The 19,367-nt window shown below is 71.9% G+C and carries 18 protein-coding genes; 4 read left to right on the top strand and 14 right to left on the bottom strand.

Translation table 11 applies throughout. The features are described from left to right. Together ASL10_RS16335 and rplU are read right to left on the bottom strand one after the other, a co-directional pair. Positions 1–60: 50S ribosomal protein L27 (locus tag ASL10_RS16335; protein WP_200922599.1), on the bottom strand; the 60-nt coding region annotated here is incomplete at its 3' end. Between the two features lie 14 nt (positions 61–74). Then, entirely contained in the window at positions 75–386 is a 312-nt protein-coding gene (gene rplU, locus ASL10_RS06920; protein ID WP_054144935.1) for a 50S ribosomal protein L21, read from the bottom strand. Between the two features lie 88 nt (positions 387–474). Between rplU and ASL10_RS06915 the strand changes: the two genes are divergently transcribed. Beyond that, a complete protein-coding gene (locus ASL10_RS06915; RefSeq protein WP_056045774.1) occupies positions 475–1,116 on the top strand; it encodes a hypothetical protein in 642 nt (213 codons plus the stop codon). 22 nt (positions 1,117–1,138) lie between these two features. Here the strand turns inward: ASL10_RS06915 and ASL10_RS06910 are convergent, their stop codons facing one another. The 4 genes from ASL10_RS06910 to ASL10_RS06895 form a co-directional block, all read right to left on the bottom strand. Next, positions 1,139–1,645: a DUF779 domain-containing protein gene (locus ASL10_RS06910; RefSeq protein WP_369794400.1), complete on the bottom strand. Its 507-nt coding sequence runs from the start codon at positions 1,643–1,645 to the stop codon at positions 1,139–1,141. Further along, positions 1,642–3,183: an aldehyde dehydrogenase family protein gene (locus ASL10_RS06905; protein WP_056045771.1), complete on the bottom strand. Its 1,542-nt coding sequence runs from the start codon at positions 3,181–3,183 to the stop codon at positions 1,642–1,644. The genes ASL10_RS06910 and ASL10_RS06905 overlap by 4 nt, the downstream gene beginning before the upstream one ends. 94 nt (positions 3,184–3,277) lie before the next feature. Further along, positions 3,278–4,519: a GAF domain-containing protein gene (locus ASL10_RS06900; RefSeq protein WP_056045768.1), complete on the bottom strand. Its 1,242-nt coding sequence runs from the start codon at positions 4,517–4,519 to the stop codon at positions 3,278–3,280. Between the two features lie 231 nt (positions 4,520–4,750). After that, complete coding sequence (locus tag ASL10_RS06895; protein ID WP_056045767.1) at positions 4,751–5,674, bottom strand: NAD-dependent epimerase/dehydratase family protein; 924 nt, start codon at positions 5,672–5,674, stop codon at positions 4,751–4,753. 125 nt (positions 5,675–5,799) lie between these two features. Here ASL10_RS06895 and ASL10_RS06890 point away from each other — a divergent pair, with 125 nt between their 5' ends. Beyond that, positions 5,800–6,516 carry a TetR/AcrR family transcriptional regulator gene (locus ASL10_RS06890; RefSeq protein WP_056045764.1) on the top strand — a complete coding sequence of 239 codons (717 nt, stop codon included), beginning with the start codon at positions 5,800–5,802 and terminating at the stop codon, positions 6,514–6,516. 57 nt (positions 6,517–6,573) lie between these two features. On the opposite strand, the gene ASL10_RS15970 is transcribed toward ASL10_RS06890, so the two are convergent. The 3 genes from ASL10_RS15970 to ASL10_RS06875 form a co-directional block, all read right to left on the bottom strand. Continuing rightward, positions 6,574–6,909 carry a TraR/DksA C4-type zinc finger protein gene (locus ASL10_RS15970; protein ID WP_235452497.1) on the bottom strand — a complete coding sequence of 112 codons (336 nt, stop codon included), beginning with the start codon at positions 6,907–6,909 and terminating at the stop codon, positions 6,574–6,576. An 11-nt stretch (positions 6,910–6,920) separates the two neighbouring features. Continuing rightward, positions 6,921–7,943, bottom strand: a complete 1,023-nt coding sequence (locus tag ASL10_RS06880; RefSeq protein ID WP_056045759.1) for a glutathione S-transferase family protein — start codon at positions 7,941–7,943, stop codon at positions 6,921–6,923. A gap of 93 nt (positions 7,944–8,036) precedes the next feature. Next, positions 8,037–11,489, bottom strand: a complete 3,453-nt coding sequence (locus ASL10_RS06875) for a DNA polymerase III subunit alpha (RefSeq protein ID WP_056045756.1) — start codon at positions 11,487–11,489, stop codon at positions 8,037–8,039. A gap of 132 nt (positions 11,490–11,621) precedes the next feature. On the opposite strand from ASL10_RS06875, the gene ASL10_RS06870 reads away from it, so the two are divergent. Further along, on the top strand, positions 11,622–12,956 hold the full coding sequence (locus ASL10_RS06870; protein ID WP_056045752.1) for an aromatic acid exporter family protein: 1,335 nt from the start codon (positions 11,622–11,624) through the stop codon (positions 12,954–12,956). Between the two features lie 200 nt (positions 12,957–13,156). Continuing rightward, entirely contained in the window at positions 13,157–14,521 is a 1,365-nt protein-coding gene (locus ASL10_RS06865) for a glucose-6-phosphate dehydrogenase (protein WP_056045748.1), read from the top strand. Between the two features lie 102 nt (positions 14,522–14,623). On the opposite strand, the gene ASL10_RS06860 is transcribed toward ASL10_RS06865, so the two are convergent. The 5 genes from ASL10_RS06860 to ASL10_RS06840 all read right to left on the bottom strand — a co-directional run bounded on the left by ASL10_RS06860 (position 14,624) and on the right by ASL10_RS06840 (position 19,353). After that, entirely contained in the window at positions 14,624–16,459 is a 1,836-nt protein-coding gene (locus tag ASL10_RS06860; RefSeq protein ID WP_255350794.1) for a glycoside hydrolase family 15 protein, read from the bottom strand. Then, positions 16,440–17,123 carry a nicotinamide riboside transporter PnuC gene (pnuC, locus tag ASL10_RS06855; protein ID WP_056045741.1) on the bottom strand — a complete coding sequence of 228 codons (684 nt, stop codon included), beginning with the start codon at positions 17,121–17,123 and terminating at the stop codon, positions 16,440–16,442. The genes ASL10_RS06860 and pnuC overlap by 20 nt, the downstream gene beginning before the upstream one ends. Before the next feature lie 151 nt (positions 17,124–17,274). Further along, complete coding sequence (locus ASL10_RS06850) at positions 17,275–17,601, bottom strand: DUF6504 family protein (RefSeq protein ID WP_055972315.1); 327 nt, start codon at positions 17,599–17,601, stop codon at positions 17,275–17,277. 109 nt (positions 17,602–17,710) lie between these two features. After that, complete coding sequence (locus ASL10_RS06845) at positions 17,711–18,994, bottom strand: type II toxin-antitoxin system HipA family toxin (protein ID WP_056045738.1); 1,284 nt, start codon at positions 18,992–18,994, stop codon at positions 17,711–17,713. Next, on the bottom strand, positions 18,991–19,353 hold the full coding sequence (locus tag ASL10_RS06840; RefSeq protein WP_056045735.1) for a helix-turn-helix domain-containing protein: 363 nt from the start codon (positions 19,351–19,353) through the stop codon (positions 18,991–18,993). Before ASL10_RS06840 ends, ASL10_RS06845 begins: the two co-directional genes overlap by 4 nt. Between the last annotated feature and the right edge of the window lie 14 nt (positions 19,354–19,367).

Here is a 19,367-nt window from a genome sequence, read left to right as displayed (position 1 = left end):
GCGCTGTGCGTTCGAGTCACGACCGTTGCGGGTGGACGATGCGCCCTTTTTGTGTGCCATGTGGTGTCAGCCCCTTAGTTGGTGGTGATCGAGGTGATCTTGACGCGGGTCAGGTCGGCACGGAAGCCCATGCGACGCTTGTAACCGGTCTTGTTCTTGTAGTTCTGGATGACGATCTTCGGGCCGCGCAGGTCGTTCAGGACCTCGCCCTCGACGGTGACCTTGGCCAGGTCGTCGCCCGACAGGATGGTGTCGCCGTCGACGTGCAGGACGGGGACGAACGAGACGGTGTCGGCGGTCGCGGCCTTGAGGCGGTCGACGGTCAGGATCGTGCCGACCTCGACCTTCTCCTGACGGCCACCGGCGCGCACGATTGCGAAAGCCATGGGAACTCCAAAAAAGTGGGGGATGTGACGCCCGGACTGCCGGACGACGTCGTGGTGCCACGAAGGCAACTTGGATAGTCTTTCACAAATGTCACGACCGATCAAACTTCGCCGCCCGCCACAGTTCACGGCCGAGATCGTCGACGACGCCCGCCGGCGGCTCCTCGACCTGCTGGACGACCTCGAGACGCTCACCACCGAGCACGCCGACGACATCGAGGTCTGGGGTTCGGCCGTGACGACCGCCGGCTGGGAGATCGCGAGCCTCGGCCAGTGGCTCGGCCTCGAGGGCGAGGCGGTGCTGCTGCTCGGCGGCGCGTCCTACCCCGAGATCGCCGAGCACCAGGGCACCAGCGCCTCGGCCGTGTACGCGCGCGTCGGCCGATCGCTCACCCTCGCGCCCTACGCGCACGCCTCCGGTGCCGACGGTGCGACCACCCGGGTCTCGGCCGAGGGACTCGACCAGGCCCGGGCCGAGTACGACCAGGAGGCGCGGGCCGGCGACCCGACGGACGTCGCCCCGGCGACCGCGCCCGTCGGCGACTCCCTGGCCGACCGCGTGCCCGAGGTGCTGCGGAACGGCGCCCGGCGCACCACCGAGATCGTCGCCGCCCTGCCCGACTACCGCCGGAGCAGCGTGCTGTCGACGCTGAGCGTCCTCGCCCGGCAGGGCGTGGTCGACCGGGTGGGGCACGGCGTCTACGCCCTGCCCCACCCGCCGACCGACTGAGTCCCCGGGCGGCGTCGGCCGATCAGGCCGGGGTGTCGCCCACCGCGTCGTCGAGCCCGAACGCCCGCAGCTCGTCGTCGTCCAGCAGTCGTGACCTGATCAGGAACCGCCGGCCTTCCGGGCTCTCGATCGAGAACCCGGCCCCGCGGCCCGGCACGACGTCGATCGTGAGGTGCGTGTACTTCCAGTACTCGAACTGGCTCCGGGACATGTAGACCTCGATCGGGTCGATCCCGTCGACGTGCAGGTCGCCCAGGTGGACGTCGACGGCTCCCACCCGGAAGAACCCGACGGGGTAGCACATCGGCGACGAACCGTCGCAGCAGCCACCCGACTGGTGGAACATCAGCGGGCCGTGCTGCGCCGTCAGGGACACGAGGAACGCCGCCGCCTCGGGGGAGACGTCGACCCGGGAGGGGGTGGCGGCGACCGTCCCGGAGGCGTGGGCCGGCGTGACCGCGCCGACCCGCGCCTCCTCGGCTGCTGCCGCTGCCGGCGCGGCGGCGGCCGTCTGCTCTGGCGTCATCAGAAGAAGCCCATCGGACCGTCCGCGTAGCTGACCAGCAGGTTCTTGGTCTGCTGGTAGTGGTCGAGCATCATCTTGTGGTTCTCGCGACCGATGCCGGACTGCTTGTAGCCGCCGAACGCCGCCCCGGCGGGGTACTGGTGGTAGGTGTTCGACCAGACGCGACCGGCCTGGATGTCGCGGCCGGCCCGGTAGAGCTGGGCACCGTTGCGGCTCCAGACGCCGGCACCGAGACCGTAGAGGGTGTCGTTGGCGATCTTGATGGCGTCGTCGTAGTCGCTGAAGCTCGTCAGGGACAGGACGGGGCCGAAGATCTCCTCCTGGAAGATCCGCATCGAGTTGCGGCCCTCGAAGATCGTCGGGTTGACGTAGTAGCCGCCGGTCAGGTCGCCGCCCAGGTCGGCCCGGTCGCCGCCGAGCAGCAGCGTCGCGCCTTCCTGCTTGCCGATGTCCATGTAGCTCAGGATCTTCTCGAGCTGGTCGTTGGACGCCTGGGCGCCGATCATGGTGTCCATCGAGAGCGGGTCGCCCTGCTTGACCTTCTTCACCCGCTCGACGCCGTCGGCGGTGAACTGGTCGTAGATCGACTGCTGCACGAGCGCCCGGCTCGGGCAGGTGCACACCTCGCCCGAGTTCAGGTTGAAGAACGAGAAGCCCTCGAGGGCCTTGTCGTAGAAGTCGTCCCGTTCGTCGGCGACGTCGGCGAAGAAGACGTTCGGGCTCTTGCCGCCGAGCTCGAGCGTCACCGGGATGAGGTTCTCGCTCGCCATCTGCATGATCAGGCGCCCGGTGGTGGTCTCGCCGGTGAACGCGATCTTGCGGATGTTCGGGTGGCTCGCCAGGGGGGCGCCGGCCTCGACGCCGAAGCCGTTGACGATGTTGAGCACCCCGGCGGGCAGGAGGTCCTTGACGAGGTCCATGAAGACGTGGATCGACGCGGGGGTCTGCTCGGCCGGCTTGAGGACGACGCAGTTGCCGGCGGCGAGGGCGGGGGCGAGCTTCCACACGGCCATCAGCAGCGGGAAGTTCCAGGGGATGATCTGGCCGACCACGCCGAGCGGTTCGTGGAAGTGGTAGGCGACGGTGTCGGCGTCGATCTCGCCGGTCGAACCCTCCTGCGCCCGGATCGCCCCGGCGAAGTAGCGGAAGTGGTCGATCGCGAGCGGGACGTCGGCGGCGAGGGCCTCACGGATGGGCTTGCCGTTGTCCCAGGTCTCGGCGACGGCGAGCATCTCGAGGTTCGCCTCCATGACGTCGGCGATCCTGTTGAGGATCAGCGCGCGTTGGGCGATCGTCGTCTTCTTCCACGAGTCGAACGCGCGCCAGGCGGCCTCGACCGCCTTGTCGACGTCCGCGGCGTTGCCCCGGGCGACCTCCGTGAAGACCTTGCCGTTCACCGGGCTCGGGTTCTCGAAGTACTGCCCGCTCGCCGGGGCGACGTACTCGCCGCCGATGAAGTGGTCGTAGCGGGGCTTGAAGGCCACCTTCGCGTCGGGCCGTCCCGGCGCGGCGTAGGTGTTCGGGGGAGTGGTGACGGTCATGACGGTCCCTTTCGACGACGGTGTCGGGTCGGTGGCGGGGGTCGCCCGCCGCTGGCGGCAGGCTACGTCGGGCGGGGTTGCATCCGGTTGCGCGTCAGTCCCGGCCACCGAGCGCCTCGAGGTGCGCGACCAGGTGCGTCCGCCGGGGCGATCCCGGCGGAAGCCGACGCAGCAGCTCGAGCAGCACGCGCACGTCGTCGCGACCCGCGTCCGACTCGGAGTAGGACACCAGGCTCTCGATCGACCCGCCGGTGAGCAGCGCGTCCCGGACGGTCGCCGCGACCTCGACCCGCAGCGCCACGACGCCGGGTGCCGTGGACGAGGGCAGCGCCGGGCCGGTGTCGGCTCGCACGGCGGCGCGGTGGGCGCCGCGGTCGACGAGCCCGACGAGCGCGTCGAGGTCGAGGGCGACCGGGCGGGGCAGGCGGTACGGGCGCGACAGGGGGACCAGCGTGGGGTCGAGGGCCTCGACGACGTGCCGCAGGCGCACCATCTCGGGACGCAGGGTGGTCACCGCGTCGACGTCGCCGTAGACCGCGTCGGCCAATTCGTGAGCGGTGTAGCCGGCGGTCCGGTGGGCGAGCAAGGTCATGATCTCGGAGTGCCGGGCACCCAGCGCGATGCATCCGTCCCCGACCGTGAGGACGGCTTCGTCACGGCCCAGGGTCGTCAGGCCGGCGGGGGAGTCCGGACCGGATCGGACCGGCCGCCGGGGGGTGCGGGTCGGGACGCGATCGACCGCGGCGAACCCCAGGAGCGCGAGGTGCGCCTCCACGGCCGCGACGGTCGCCGTGACCAGGGGCAGCGTCAACGAGCCGGCCGCCCGCTCGTCTCCCGTGATGTCGACGACTCCGATGACGTGCCCGTCGACGGGATCGTGGACCGGGACGGCCGTGCAGCTCCAGGCCCGCACGCGGTGGTTCCAGTGCTCGTCGCCGCGGATCTGCACGCCCCGGTCGAGCACGAGGGCGGTGCCCGGGGCCGAGGTGCCGACCCGCGACTCCGACCAGCCCGCACCGGCGACGAACAGCATGTCCTCGGCGCGGCGGCGGGCCGCGTGGTCGCCCTCGACCCAGAGCAGGCGTCCGTGCTCGTCGCCCAGCGCGACGAGCAGTCCCGAGCCCGAGACGTCGTCCGTGAGCAGACGACGCACCACGGGCAGCGCGAGCGCCAACGGGTGGTCCCGACGCCAGTCGTCGAGGTCGTCCTCGGGCAGCTCGAGTCGGGGCAGGCCGTCGGGATCGAGCCGGTGCCGGGAGGCGCGGTCCCACGAGTCGCGCACCACCCGGCGCTGCGGCCCGACGTCGCGGGGCGGACGGCTCGCGGTCAGCGTCATGGAGCACCAATCGTCGTCGATCGGGGCGAGTCGGCCGTCGTGCGGCGTCGTCGCCGGGGTGCTGTCAGCGTACGGCGGCGTGCGGCCGTCGGGGAAGGGCGGCGCGTGGGGGTCTGCTGTGACCTCGGGGAACCGTCGGTCGCGTCGGCAACTCCTTCTTCCCGTCGCGCCGTCGCGGGACGTCCCCGGGGGCAGGGGCCGTCGTCGTGCGCGGGCGACAGGAGTCAGGAGTCACCGACGCACGGCGTCGCGGGCGGCCGCGATCGTCGCGTCCAGCGCCTCGGGCCACGGGGTCGGTCCGATCTCGAGCAGGCGTTCGCTCTCGGACGAGTCCACGACGAAGGGCGAGTCGAACTGGTACTGCATCGCCCTCACCTCGCGGAGGAACGGCACCGTGCGGGTCAGGCCGGCCCACAGCAGCGGGTTCCACGGGCGGACGCGACCGGTCAGGCCGTAGCGGCGCCGCGCCTCCTCGGCGATCGCGACCCGTGAGGCGTGGGTGGCGTGCGGCGTCAGCCAGGCGCGTCCCCACTCGTCGCGGTCGATGGCGGCCACGAGGGTCGAGACGACGTCGGGCAGGTACGCCCAGGCGTGCGGCTGGGTCACGTCGCCGACCGCGTGGGCGGTGCGGCCCGCGACGAGCGGCCCGAAGAAGTCGCTGCCGAGGTGGGCGTTGCGCCCGGCACCGGGCCCGAAGTAGTCGCTCGCGCGCACCTCGACGGCCCGGACGCCCCGGTCGGCCGCGGCCAGGAGCCGCTGCCAGCTGTCGGCACGCACCCTGCCCTTCCCCTCGGCGGAGGCGAGGGGCGTATGCTCGGTCATCGGCTCGGACACCGGCCCGTGGCCGTAGAGGTTGCCCATCAGCACGATGCGCGCCCCTGTGGTGGAGGCCGTCTCGATCAGGGCCGTGGTGATGGCCGGCCACTCGACGCCCCATGCGGGGTAGGGCGGGTTCGAACAGACCACGATCGTGTCGACGCCGTGGGCCGCGTTCGTCAGGGCGGCGGCGTCCTTGGCGTCGAGCGTGAACGGGGCGGCCCCGGCGATCGCGGTGCCGCGGCGGGTGGCGACGCGCACGGTGTCGCCCCGCTCGGCGAGGCGGCGGACGAGGGGGGTGCCGATGGCTCCGGCTCCGACGACGAGATGGGTGGGCATGGGGTCCTCCTGGGGGCGATGAGCGAGAGCGGTGCTCTCGGATCTGACCCTAGGGTCGGGCGGCCCGACACGCAAGAGCGGTGCTCTCGTTTGTGTCGCGTGCTCTCGGACGACAGGATCGGGGCATGACCACGAACGCAGGGGACGACGGACGCGACCGGGCCGTGGGGGGCGTCCGCGAGCGCGCACGGACCGAGATCGCCGAGCGCGCCCTCGCCTCGGCCCACCGGCAGCTGGCCGAGGTGGGAGCGGCCGCCCTGTCGGTGCGCGCCGTCGCGCGCGACCTGGGCATGGCGTCCTCGGCGATCTACCGGTACTTCCCGAGCCGCGACGCCCTGCTGACCCGCCTGATCACCGACGCCTACGTCGACCTCGCCGAGGCCGCCCGTCGGGCCGAGCAGGACGTCGACCGGGCCGACCACCAGGAGCGCTTCCGCGAGACGGCCCGTGCGACCCGTCGCTGGGCGATCGCCGACCCGCACCGCTACGCCCTGCTCTACGGCTCACCCGTCCCCGGGTACGCGGCCCCCGTCGACACCGTCGAACCGGCGATCGCGGTGGGGCTGCTCCTGCTCGGGGCGGTCGACGACGCGGCGGCGAGCGGAGCCACGTTGCGGGCGATGCCCGTGCGAGCCGGCCTGGCCGACGAGTTCACGCAGCTCGCCCAGGGCCTCGGGGCGTCGGTCGCCCCCGGTGTGCTGGCCGCGGGCATCACCGCCTGGACGGCCCTCTACGGGCATCTCAGCTTCGAGCTCTTCGGTCACCTCACCGACGTCGTCACCGACCGCGACGCCTGGTTCGAGTCGTTCCTCGACGAGCAGATCGCTCGCATCTGGGGCTGACGCCCCGCTGACGCCCCCGCTGTGGGCGCGGGACGAGGCGCCTGCAGGAGGCGCGGGTCAGCTCGCGCAGTCGATGCAGAGTCGGGCGGTGGGTCGCGCCTCGAGCCGAGCGTCGCCGATCCGGGCCGCACATCGCTCGCAGCGCCCGAAGGTGCCGTCGGCGAGCCGGGCCAGGGCGGCCTCGGCGTCGGCGGCGCGTTCGAGGGCCGATCGCCGGACGGCGTCGAGCTGCGACCGTTCGTAGGCGATCGTGGACCCCTCGGGGTCGTGCTCGTCGTCGACGTTGGCTCCCTCGCGGGCCGCGGCCACCGCCTCCATGTCCCCGAGCAGTCGCGCGGCCAGCGCCAGGGCCTCGTCGCGTGTGGTGCGCAACCGGTCCGAGGGATCGAGCACGAGGCGGTGCCTCAGGCCCCGACGAGCGTCGGCACCTCTTCGCCGGCGCGGGGCGGTGCCGGGGGAGTGCCGTCGCCGAAGGGGCGGCCACCGAGCTGCTCGCGCCCGTGGTCGGTGAGCCATCCCGAGGCGTCCGGACCGACCGGGACGATGCCCGTCGGGTTGATGTCGGAATGCACGACGTAGTAGTGCGCCTTGATCTGGTCGAAGTCGATCGTGTCGCCGAACCCAGGGGTCTGGAACAGGTCGCGGGCGTAGGCCCAGAGCACCGGCATCTCGCTGAGCTTGTTCCGGTTGCACTTGAAGTGCCCGTGGTAGACGGCGTCGAACCGGGCGAGCGTGGTGAACAGCCGGATGTCGGCCTCGGTGATGGTGTCGCCCACGAGGTAGCGCTGACCGGCCAGTCGCTCGGACAACCAGTCGAGCCGCTCGAAGAGGGTGCGGTAGGCCCGCTCGTAGCTCTTCTGCGACCCGGCGAAACCGGCGCGGTAGACCCCGTTGTTGACGTCGTGGAAGACCACGGCGTTCACCTCGTCGATCTCGCCGCGGAGGGACTCGGGGTAGAGGTCGGGGGCACCCTCACGGTGGTGGGCGGTCCACTCGGTCGCGAAGTCGAGGGTGATCTGGGGGAAGTCGTTCGTGACGACCTTGCCGCTCGGCACGTCGACGATCGCCGGCACGGTGATGCCGCGCGGGTAGTCGGGCGTGCGGGCGAAGAACGCCTCTTGGAGGCGTTCGATGCCGAGGACGGGGTCGCGACCGTCGGGGTCGAGGTCGAAGGTCCAGCTGCGGGCGTCGTGCGTGGGGCCGGGCAGGCCGAGCGAGATCGCGTCCTCCAGTCCGAGCAGGCGTCGCGAGATGACGCTGCGGTTCGCCCAGGGGCAGGCCCGGGCGGCGACCAGGCGGTAGCGACCGGCCTCGACCGGCCACCCGTCGACGGCATCGCGCGTGATGCGGTCCTCGATGTAGTTGGTGTCGCGGGTGTACTCCTGACCCGGTTCGACGTAGCTGCCCTTGACCTGCTGATCGCTCATGTCGCCACCCTACGCACGGGGTGTCGGCAATTCCTGGCTGCTGCGACGTGCGCGGACGAGCGGCGGCCCTGGCCGCCGTGGTGACGACACGGGTCAGGAGTTGCCGACGGCCAAGGACGAGGAGGCGCGGGCCGCGTTCCAGTCGCGCCACATCGCCTTGAGGTCCCACGCGTTCTCGGCCTCGAGCGAGATGCCGCGCTCGCCGGTGCGACGCGTGCGTCCCTGGATCACCATCAGCTGCGTGCCGAACAGCAGCGAGCCGGCGCGGGCCTGGGCCTCCTCGAAGAACGTGGAGTCGGAGCAGCCGCTGCCGTCGTCGAGGCTGATGAAGACCACGCGTTTGCCGCTGCGCATCGGCGGGGTCTGGGTCGCGATGCGGATGCCCGCCACGAGCACGGTCGTGCCGTTCCAGTGGTCGCGCAGGTCGGCGGCGCGCACCACGCCCAGGTCGTCGAGCATGGGCCGGTAGCTCTCGATCACGTGTTCGCTGACCTCCATCGAGAGGATGTCGAGCTCGTCGGCGACCCGCTGCCGGGCGTCGACGTCGGGCGTGCCGGTCGGCACCGTGTCGGAGTCGTCGATCGAGAAGTCGAGCTGGTTCTCGACGTCGGTGGCCTTCGGGCGCGACGACCGGCCGGTGAGCGCCCGCACCCGCGCCAGGACGTCGCCGCGGGTGCGGCCGGGCCCGGCGACCGAGTCGAGCGCCCCGACCTGCGCCAGGCGCTCGAAGAGCGATCGGGACGGCGTCGCCCGCTGCCAGAAGTCGGTGATCGAGTCGTAGGGACGGTTCACGACCACCCGGGCCAACTCGGCGTCGCTGATGCCGTGCACGTCGGCCAGCGACAGCCGCAGACCGAGGTCGCCCACCCGGGTCGGCGCGATCGGGGTCGCCGGCGGCCGGAGGCGCTCGACCCGGTAGACGTCGGTCGAGGCGTTGACGTCGAGCGGCAGCACGGGGACGCCCATGCGTCGCGCCTCGGTCAGCAGCAACCGCTTCGGGTACATGCCCGGGTCGTGGGTGAGGACGCCCGCCAGGAACTCGGCCGGGTAGTGGGTCTTCAACCACGCGCTCTGGTAGGTCGGCAGGGCGAACGCGGCCCCGTGGGCCTTGCAGAAGCCGAACGACCCGAACCCCTTGAGCGCGGCCCAGATCCGGTCGACCGCGGCGTCGTCGAAGCGTCGCCTCCCGGTCGCGGGGTCGAGGTTGCCGCGGGTGCGCTCGCGGAAGGTGGCCTCGAGCGCGTCGTCGTCGCCCTTGCCCATGTGCCGTCGGATCTCGTCGGCCTCGGCGAGCGACACCTGCATGGTCGCCTCGAGGATGCGCAGCACGTGCTCGTGGTAGATGACCACCCCGTAGCTGTCGTCGAGGAACGACGCGAAGCTCGGGTGCAGGTAGTCGGGCTGTTGGAATCCGTGCTTGGTGTCGAGGAACGGCGCGATCATGTTGCCCTTCATCGGGCCGGGCCGGAACAGCGAGATGTCGGCGATGAGGTCTTCGTAGCGGTCGGGCTGCATCTTGCCGATCAGCTCGCGCTGCCCGGGGCTCTCGATCTGGAACATGCCGAGCGTGTGGGTGGTGCGGATCGCCTCGAAGGTGGGCTCGTCGTCGTGCGGGATCTCGTCGAGCTCGATCCGACCCTGGCGGTTCACGTAGGGCACGTCGACGGGCAGGGCGCCGGCGAGGGCGGCACGGGGGCCGTTGACGCGTTCGATCTCGTCGAGGGCGTAGGCGAGCGAGCTCTGCATGCGGACGCCGAGGACGTCCAGCTTGAGCAGGCCGGCGTCGTTCATGTCGTACTTGTCGAACTGGCTCATCGGCAGGCCGATGCCGCTGGGCTGGACGGGGGTCGTGCTGAGCAGGTCGGAGTCGCCGAGGATGACCCCGCACGGGTGCATCGAGATGTGCCGGGGCAGACGGTCTAGCCGTTCGCTGAGATCGACGAGCAGGTCGATCTGGTCGTTGCTCCGGGCGAGTTCGGCGATCTCGCGCAGCTCGGGTTTCTCGGCCATCGCCGTGCGCAGGTCTCGGGCGTTCGACCGCCAGACGTTCTTGGCCACGAGGTCGATCTGCTCGTCGTCGAGGCCCAGCGCGAGACCGGCGTCGCGCACCGCCCCGCGTCCGCGGTAGGTGGACTGCATCGACATGAGCGTGACCCGGTTGCTGCCGTACCGGTCGAAGATCGCCCGGTAGACCTCGTGCCGCCGCGCCGCCTCGACGTCGATGTCGATGTCGGGCAGGGTCTCGCGCTTGTTGCCGAGGAACCGTTCGAACAGCAGGTCGTGCTCGATCGGGTCGACGTTCGAGATGCGCAGCAGGTAGGTGACGAGGCTGCCCGCCCCCGATCCCCGCGCCGCGTTGCGCACCCGCAGGTCGCGCATCAGTGCCGAGACGTCGGCCACGGTGAGGAAGTACCCGGCGAAGCCGAACCCGGTGATGATGCCGAGTTCGTAGCGCATGCGGTCCTCGACCTTGTCGCGCAGGGCACGGTCGGCGTCGCCGAAGCGTTCGGTGACGCCGGCCTGGGCCTGCCGGAACAGCGCCTGGTCGGGGTCGCCGTCGACGCCGATCGCGCTGAGCTCCGGCACCTTCGGGCGGCCCCAGCCGAGGTCGGCGACGGGGTCGAGTCGGCACCGGTCGGCCAGGCGTTCGGTGGCGGCGAGCATCTCGTCTCCGACGCTGCGGGGCAACGACGAGGCGTCGCTCACCAGACGGGCCAGTCGGCGCATGTCGGCGGGGCGCTTGAGGTAGGCCTGGGCGTTCGGTTGGGGCCGGAACGAGCCGAGGGCGGCCAGGTGCCCCGCCGAGTCGAGCACGTCGGCCGTGACGGCCTCGTCGGGATCGAGGTACCGCACGGCGTTCGTGAGCACGGCCGGCACCCCGACGTGGTCGGCCAACTCGAGCATGCGGGCGGCGTGCCGGATGCTGCGGCTCTCGCCCGGCTCGGTCAGGTGGCAGACCACCTCGACCACCACGCCGCCCGGCAGCGTCGCCGCCCAGTCGGCGAGCGACGCCGCGGCCTCGCTGTGACGCCCCGCCTGGACCAGTCGGCCCACGTCGGAGTCGGGCCCCAGCAGCACGGTCGCCGCCGGCTCGGTCTCGCCCTGGACGAAGCCCCTCACCCGGGACCGGGCGATGGTCGCCACGCTGTTGGCGCTGCCGCTGGCGCGGCGGGTGGCCCGACCGTGGGACGCGCTGATCAGCCGGCACAGCGCCGCCCACCCCGCCTTCGCCGGCCCGCCGCCCCGCGCCCCGTGCGCCAGCACCACGATGCGGTCGACCCCGCCGACGGCCCCGCCTCCGACGGCACCACCGTCCACGAACCCCTCGCGGTCGTCCCGGCAGCCCAGCTCGACCCCGACGATCGGGTCGACGCCCGCCGTCCGGCAGGCCCCGACGTGCCGGATCGCCCCGTACAGCCCGTCCCGGTCGGTGATCGCCGCCGCGTCGGCACCCGCCGCGACGGCGGCGTCGACGAGCGCCTTCGGGTGCGCCGTGCCGTGGTGGGCGCTGAACGCCGACGCGACGCGCAGGTGGGTGAAGCTCATGGTCGGTACCTCGGGCTGCTGAACCCCCGGCCGGGTCGTTCGAACAGGTGTTCGACCAGTGTACGTCGCTCCGATCGGCCGTCGCACCCCGTGGCCCGTCCCTCGGGTCCCACGGCCTGTCATCATCGGGGCATGTCCGATCGACGCCCCACCCCGACCGATCGACGCCCCGCCTCGCCCGATCGACGCCCCACCCCGACCGATCGACGGTCCGCCCTGCGTCGCGACGCCCGCACCGCGACCCACTGGACCCGCGTCCTGCTGGCCCAACCGCGCCTCCTGCTCGCCGTGAAGACGGCGCTCGCCGCGGCCCTCGCCTACTGGATCGCGCCGCAGGTGCCCGGCGTCGCCGCCGACTACCCGTACTACGCGCCGCTCGGCGCCGTGATCGCGATGTACCCGACCATCAAGAGTTCGCTGCGACAAGGGTTCCAGGTGCTGGTCGGCGTGGTCGTCGGCATCGCCCTCGCCACGGCGGTCTTCTCGCTGCAGGACGGTCGGCCCGGCGTGTTGGCGGTGGCGCTCGTCGTCGGGGTCGGCGTGCTCGTGGCGGGCATCCGCTGGCTCGGCGCCGGTCGCGACTGGGTGCTCACGGCCGGGTTGTTCGTGCTGCTGCTCGGCGGCGCGAACGCCGAGGCCTACTCGCTGGGCTACATCGTGCAGATCGGCGTCGGCGTCGTCGTCGGCGTCGTGGTCAACCTGGTGCTCGTGCCGCCGCTCTACGCCTCGCGTGCCGAGGAGCGCCTCCTCCGGGTGAAGGACTCGCTGGCCGACCGGGCCGACGAGGTCGCCGGCGTGTTCGAGACCCCCTGGCCCCTCGAGGACGACGAATGGGAGCGTCGCGTGGGCGTCCTGCCGAGCACCCTCCGCCGCGTCCGCGAGACCGTCGCGTACGCGGACGAGTCCCGTCGCATGAACCCGCGGTGGTTGCTCCGCCGCCGCGACCTCGGCCAGGAGTACGCGGATCTCGCCACGTACGAGCGCGTCTCGTTCCACCTGCAGGACGTCGCCGAGGTCTCGGGCATCCTCGGTCGCCGGATCGGCCGGCAGATCGGCATGCCCGACGACCTCGCGCCCGACGTCGCCCACGCCGTGCACGGCGTCGCCACCGTCATCCGACGCCACGGGGCCGACGACGTCGACGCGTTCACCGACGCCCGGCGACGCGTCGCCGACCTCTGGGACGCCGTCGACCGCCACCGGGACCGCCCGACCACGGACACGAGCGGCGGCGTCTCGATCGCCGTCTCGCTCGGACGCATCATCGCCGCGCTCGACCCCGACGACACCACCGCGCCCCGCCCCGAGGACGACGCCGCCGAGGAGGGGCGCACGGCCGGCGACGACGACACCGGCGGCCGGGTGGGCGGCACCGACAGCACGGGGCCGGTCGACGACGACAGCGCACCCCGCGACACCGCCCCGCACGACACCGTGCAGGACGGCGAGGCCGACGCCGGTCGGTGACCCCGATACGGCGCTCGCCCTCCGGGAGCAGTACGGTTGACCGGGCACCGGCGCCGAGACGCGACCCGTGCCCTCCGCGGCCGGGGCGGTCGACGGGAATGTCCGTCCCCCCTGTGCGTTGACACCCGTGGCCCCGAGAACCCCCGCCGCCTGATCGACCAGCGACGACACGATCGTCGCCCTCCCACGAAAGCTGCACTGTGACAGACACCACCACCCTCATCATCCTCGGAGCCAGCGGAGACCTCACCGAGCGTCTGCTGCTCCCCGGCCTCGCGAGCCTGCTCAAGAGCGACCGCGGCGTCGACGTCCAGCTCATCGGCACCGGCCGCAGCGAGCGCAGCCCCGAAGAGTGGGACGACGTCGTGAAGACCGCCTTCAACGGCGACGCCGGCAGCGACCTCGCCAAGAAGACGCTGGCGTCGAGCCGGTACATCCAGGGCGACCCGACCACGGTCGAGCACCTGAAGGCCCTGTTCGAGGCCAGCGAGGGCACGCCGGTCATGTACTTCGCCCTGCCGCCCGCCATCAGCACCAAGGTGATCCAGGCGCTCGCCGAGATCGACCTGCCCGACGGCCTGCGCCTCGCCCTCGAGAAGCCGTTCGGCTCGGACGAAGAGAGCGCCCGCGAGCTCAACGCCGAACTCCTCAAGATCGTCCCCGAGGAGCGCATCCACCGCACCGACCACTTCCTCGGTCGCGCGACGGTCCTCAACATGATCGGCCTGCGCTTCGCCAACCGCCTCTTCGAGCCGGTCTGGAACAGCGAGAACATCGAGAAGGTCGAGATCTTCTACGACGAGGTCCTCGGCCTCGAGGGTCGCGCCCAGTACTACGACAAGGCCGGCGCGCTGATCGACATGATCCAGAGCCACCTGCTGCAGGTGCTCGCCGTCATCGCGATGGACGCCCCGTCGAGCATCGACTCGGTCGAGCTGCGCAGCGAGATCGCCCGCGTCCTGCGCGCCACCTGGGTCAAGGACGCCGACCCGGTCGCCTCGAGCCGTCGCGCCCAGTACGCGGCCGGCACGATCGACGGCAAGGACGTCCCCGCCTACGCCGACGAGGACGGCGTCGACAACGAGCGCCAGACCGAGACCCTCGCCGAGGTCGAGTTCGAGGTCAAGACCCGTCGCTGGGCCGGCGTCCCGTTCATCCTGCGGTCGGGCAAGGGCATGACCAAGATCCGCAAAGAGGTGCTCATCACCTTCAAGCCGGTCCCCGCGCTTCCCGAGGGCCTCAACGGCTCGTCGACGCCCGACACGCTCCGCATCGAGATCAGCCCCGAGACGATGGAGCTCGGCGTCACCACGAACGGCTCGGGCAACCCCTTCGACCTCGAGAAGTCGACGATGTCGGTCACCCTGGGCAAGCCCGAGCTCACGCCCTACGGCGAGGTGCTCAGCGGCATCTTCCACGACGACCCGACGCTCTCGATCCGCGGCGACGTGGCCGAGCGCTGCTGGGCGATCGTCGCTCCCGTGATCGAGGCCTGGAAGGCCGACCAGGTGCCGCTCGACACCTACGCCGCCGGGTCGACCGGTCCGTCGGACTGGCCCGCCTGATCCTGGTCGCGCACTCCTGACCGGCAGACCTCGACGGCCGCCCCGCTCTCCCGAGCAGGGCGGCCGTCGTCGCGTCCGGCAGCCGAGGAGGCGCGGGTCGGGTCACCCGCGGTCGTGCGCCTTCCCGATCGCGTCGGCCGCGCGCACCAGCGCCAGGTGCGACAGTGCCTGCGGGGTGTTGCCGACGTGGCGCCCCGTCGCGACCTCGATCTCCTCCGAGAGCATCCCGACGTCGTTGCAGTAGCCGACCAGCCGGTCCATCAGGGCGACGGCGTCGTCGACGCGCCCCGAGGCGGCGTACTGCTCGGCCAGCCAGAACGAGCAGGTCAAGAACGGGTTCTCCGCCCCGTCCAGGCCGTCGATGCCGCTCTCGGTGCGGTAACGCATGAGCAGGCCGTCCTGCAGCAGATCGTGCTCGATGGCGGCGACGGTGCCGAGCATCCGGGGGTCGTCGGCGGCGACGAAGCCGACCTGCGGCAGCTGCAGCAGGGACGCGTCGACCTCGGTCGTGCCGTAGTGCTGGGTGAAGGAGGCGCGGTCGGCGTTCCAGCCGCGGGTCTCGATCTCGGTGCGCACCTCGTCACGCAGCCGGCGCCACCGGTCGACGGGGCCGTGGAGGCCGAACTGCTCGATGCCCTTGATGGCCCGGTCCAGAGCGGCCCAGATCATCACCCTCGAGTGGGTGAAGTGCTGCAACTCGCCGCGGATCTCCCAGATGCCGTTGTCGGGCCGGGTCCAGTTGTCCTCGACGTACTGCATGAGGGCACGCTGCAGGGGCCACGAGTACTCGCTCTCCTCGACGCCGAGCAGGCGGGCTTCGTGCAGGGCCACCATCACCTCGCCGAAGATGTCGCCCTGGTACTGCTCGTACGCGGCGTTCCCGATGCGCACCGGTGAGGCCCCGTCGTAGCCGGGCAGATGCCCGAGTTCGCTCTCGTGCAGGTACCGCTCGCCGGCCAGGCCGTACATGATCTGCACGTCGGCGGGGTCCCCGGCGATGGCACGCAGCAGCCAGCCGCGCCACCGGTCGGCCTCCTCGGCGTATCCGTGCAGGATGAGCGCCTGCAGCGTCATCGACGCGTCACGCAGCCACACGTAGCGGTAGTCCCAGTTGCGCGAGCCGCCGAACCGTTCGGGCAGGCTCGTGGTCGCCGCGGCGACGATGCCTCCGGTGTCCTCGTTGGTGAGGGCTCGGAGGATCAGGAGCGACCGGTGCACCTCGGGGGCGTAGGCCTCGGGGGCCGAGCAGCGTGAGGCCCATGCCTGCCACCAGGCGACGGTCTCGTCGATGCCGGCCGGCACGTCGAGGGGCGCCGGCGGTTCGCGATGGGACGGGTACCAGGTGAGGCTGAGGTCGACCGTCTCGCCGGGGGAGACGTCGAACGTCGCCTCGTGCGTGTGGTCGGTGGCCGTCAGCCGCGGGCCGCGGACCACGACGGCGTCGGGCCCGGCCGTGGCGACGAGGGCCGTCTCGTCGCCCTCGGGGATCTGCCGCACCCAGGGGAGGGCCGTCCCGTAGCCGAACCGGATCGCGAGGTCCACGTGCATCGAGACGGTGCCCGAGACCCCGGTCACCCGGCGGACGACGTCGGCCCGCCGGTCGCCGTAGGGCATGAGGTCGGTGACCTCGACCACGCCGGTGGGCGTCGTCCAGCGGGTGACGAGCACGAAGGTGTCGTCGACGTATCGCCGGGTCGAGGTGGCGGCGGCGTCGGAGGGGGCCACGAGCCAGCGTCCGGCGTCGTGGTCGCCGAGCAGGGCACCGAAGGTCGACGCGGAGTCGAAGCGGGGGAGGCAGAGCCAGTCGATGCTGCCGTCGGAGCCGACGAGGCCTCCGGTGTGCAGGTCGCCGATCAGTGCGTAGTTCTCGATGGGCAGGGGCATGTGCTCATCAAACCAGCGCGCCCCGGGGCCGGGATCAGCGTTGCAGCGTCGGATCGGGCCAGAGCGTCTCGACCTTGGGCTTCTGCCGCCGGGTGCGAGCCCAGACGACGAACCCCGCGAGCGTGAAGGCGCCGTAGAAGACGTACATGAACGCCGACGCGTAGTAGCCGGCGCTGAACAACAGGGGAGTGCCGACGAGGTCGACCGCGACCCAGATCAACCAGAACTCGACCCAGCCCTTGGCCATGCCGTAGGTGGCGAGGAGCGACCCGGTGAAGATCCAGGCGTCGGCCCACACGGGTTCGTACGACCCCAGCAGGTGGAACAGGGGGGTCAACGCGGCGGTGCCGCCGACGAGGACGACGACGATCAGCACCCGGTTCTTCCACCCCGCCCAGCGGGGCTCGACGGCCGCGCCGCCGGCGTCGTCGGCGTGCTTCCAGCGGTACCAGCCGTAGATCGACACCACGATGAACATCACCTGGCGTGCGGCCTGCCCGAGCAGGTTCACCGGGTTGGGGGTGTCGAACACCGCGCCGAGGAAGACGGTGAACAGCAGCGCGTTGCCCACGATGCCGATCGGCCAGGCCCAGACCTTGCGCCTCATGCCGCCGAGGGCGCTGAGCAGGCCGAAGACGTTGCCCACCACCTCGCGCCAGAGGATCGTCTGGTCGCCGATGTGCACCTGCGCGTCGAACAACCACAGCAACGGATTCATCGGGAGGCTCTCTTCGGTCGGGGAGGCGGGTGGTGCGGGACCACGGCGTCCCCGGGGCGCAGGGCGCCTGGTGCGTCAACGAGTGTGGCACGGGGGGAATTCCCGACGTCGCACGGCTCACCGGCCACCGTCGTCCGACGGACGCCCGGGGTCAGGCGAACAGCTGCTGCTCGACCCGGTCGTCGAACACCCCGAGCAGCAACCACGAGTCGCCTCGGCCGTCGAGCGCCAGGTCGAAGGTGCCGTCGACCCGGTGGGCACCGTCCGTGAGCGGCACGGCGTCGACCCGCCAGACCGTCATCTCGAGCAGGTGCGCGCTCGCCCCGCGTGGTGCCCGGGTCGCCGATCGCCACCAGTCGGTCCGAGTGACCCAGAGTTCGGGCGAACTGACGACGCCGTACACGACCCCCCGCCACTCGAAGCGCAGGGGCGCCCCGTCGGCGGTCGTCTCGACCGGGACCTTCTCGTCCACCCTCATCTGCCGACCTCTCGTTCGAATGTGTGTTCGAACGGAGTCTACGAACCCCCACCGACATCGGCCACCCCCGGTGCGGGGCCGAGGCCCGGGTGCCGAGGCGCCTGCGTCCTCACCAGCCGGGCAGCGCCTCCTCGACGTGGACGACCGCCTCGCGGGGCAGGCCGGCCTCGTCGGCGAACGACCGCCACCGCCCCACCGCGTCACGCACCTCGTCGACGATGCCCGACGCGTCCCGCACCAGGAAACGGTCCGCCAGGCGCATCACGTCGGCCCGCGAGACGTCACGGAAGACGCCGTCCACCCCCATGAGGTGCTGGTACGTCCACCGCCCGGTCGGGTTGTGCGCGAACGTCACGTCGTACGCGGGCGACAGCCCCCACGACGCCTCGGGCCCCGCCAACAGGAACGACGAGTTCTTCGTGTGGTCGTCGTTGTTGGCCGCCAGCACGTTGAAGACCATCCGGCGGAACGCCTGCGCCATCGCCTCGTCGCCCGACCCCATCCGACGGACGGCGTCGAACAGCTGCCCGTAGTCGTGGGCCTGTCGCTGCCGGAAGTCGAGATGGGCCGCCCCACACAGCGTGAGGACGTGGGCCTTGCCCTCGGCCCGGCGGTCGAACCGACGCGTCATGAAGTGCGACCGCCCGTTCTCGTCGAGCAACCGGCACTCGGCCATGTCGATCCCCGCCGCCCCCGCCATCAGCGAATACGCGTACTCGACCCGGCCGGCGAGACCTCCCGACCCCAGCTCGGAGTCCGGGCCCACCCCGTCCAGCTTGATCAACCAGTGCTCGAACCCGTCCGGCGCCGCCACCTGGCCCGACCGGATCTCGCCCGTGCCACGGTTCCACGCGACCACCGCCTTCGCCCGCGCCCCACCCGCCGACGTCCCCACCTGGATCAACGACCTGATCGCCGACTCCGCCTCGCGGTCGTCGCCGAAGCTGGCGTCCAGCACGCTGCGTGCCCCCTCGACGAGCGCACTCAGTTCGACCGCGCTCGTCGTCCGCTGACGTGGTCCCCGCGCCGGCCGGAACTCCAACGCCCCCATGGCCCGGTCCGCCATGTACGCCAACCGGTCGAGCGGGCTCACCTGCTGCCGTGACACCCCCTGGCGCACCAACCAGGCGTCGATCACCGCATTGCCGAAGTCGTCCGGCATCGCGTCCGCCAGCACGGCGGGCAGGCGATGGAACGTCGCCTCGGGCAACTGCGGGAAGACGTGCCGCCGCGTACGCACCGGCATCGTCAGTGGCGCCAACTCGATGCCGCGCGCCACCCAGTCCGGGTAGTACTCGAAGACGTACGCCCCGATCGCCGGGTCGAGCGCCACGGCCCCCACCCGGAGACCCCATGCCGTCACCTCGACCGCACGGACCGGGACCCAGCTCACGAGTCGCCGCCCGGCGATCGTCCGCCCCGCGGGCGATACACCCGACGTCGCGGCTCGTCGCCCGCCGACCGCAGCACGTCGAGCGGGCTGACGGCGCTCGCCGGGGCGATGCCCCCGAGGACGTCGTCGGCACCGAGGGCCCGCAGGACGCGGACGAGCGTGCGCAACGTGCTGCCGCGGCCGGCCTCGAGGGACTGCACCGTGCTGGGGGACAGGTCGGCCCGTCGGGCGAGTTCGAGCTGGTCGAGTCCCCTGTCGAGCCTCAGGCGACGGACCTGCTCGCCGACCTGGCGTTCACGCTCGTCCGTCGACACGAGCGGGGGCACCGGCACTCGTGCGGCCTGGTCGTCGTCGAACACGATGCTCCAATCTC

Source organism: Frigoribacterium sp. Leaf8 (assembly GCF_001421165.1).
Taxonomy (GTDB): domain Bacteria; phylum Actinomycetota; class Actinomycetes; order Actinomycetales; family Microbacteriaceae; genus Frigoribacterium.
The sequence above is the reverse complement of the archived record's forward strand: the minus strand, read 5'-3'. Positions and strand labels throughout refer to the sequence as shown.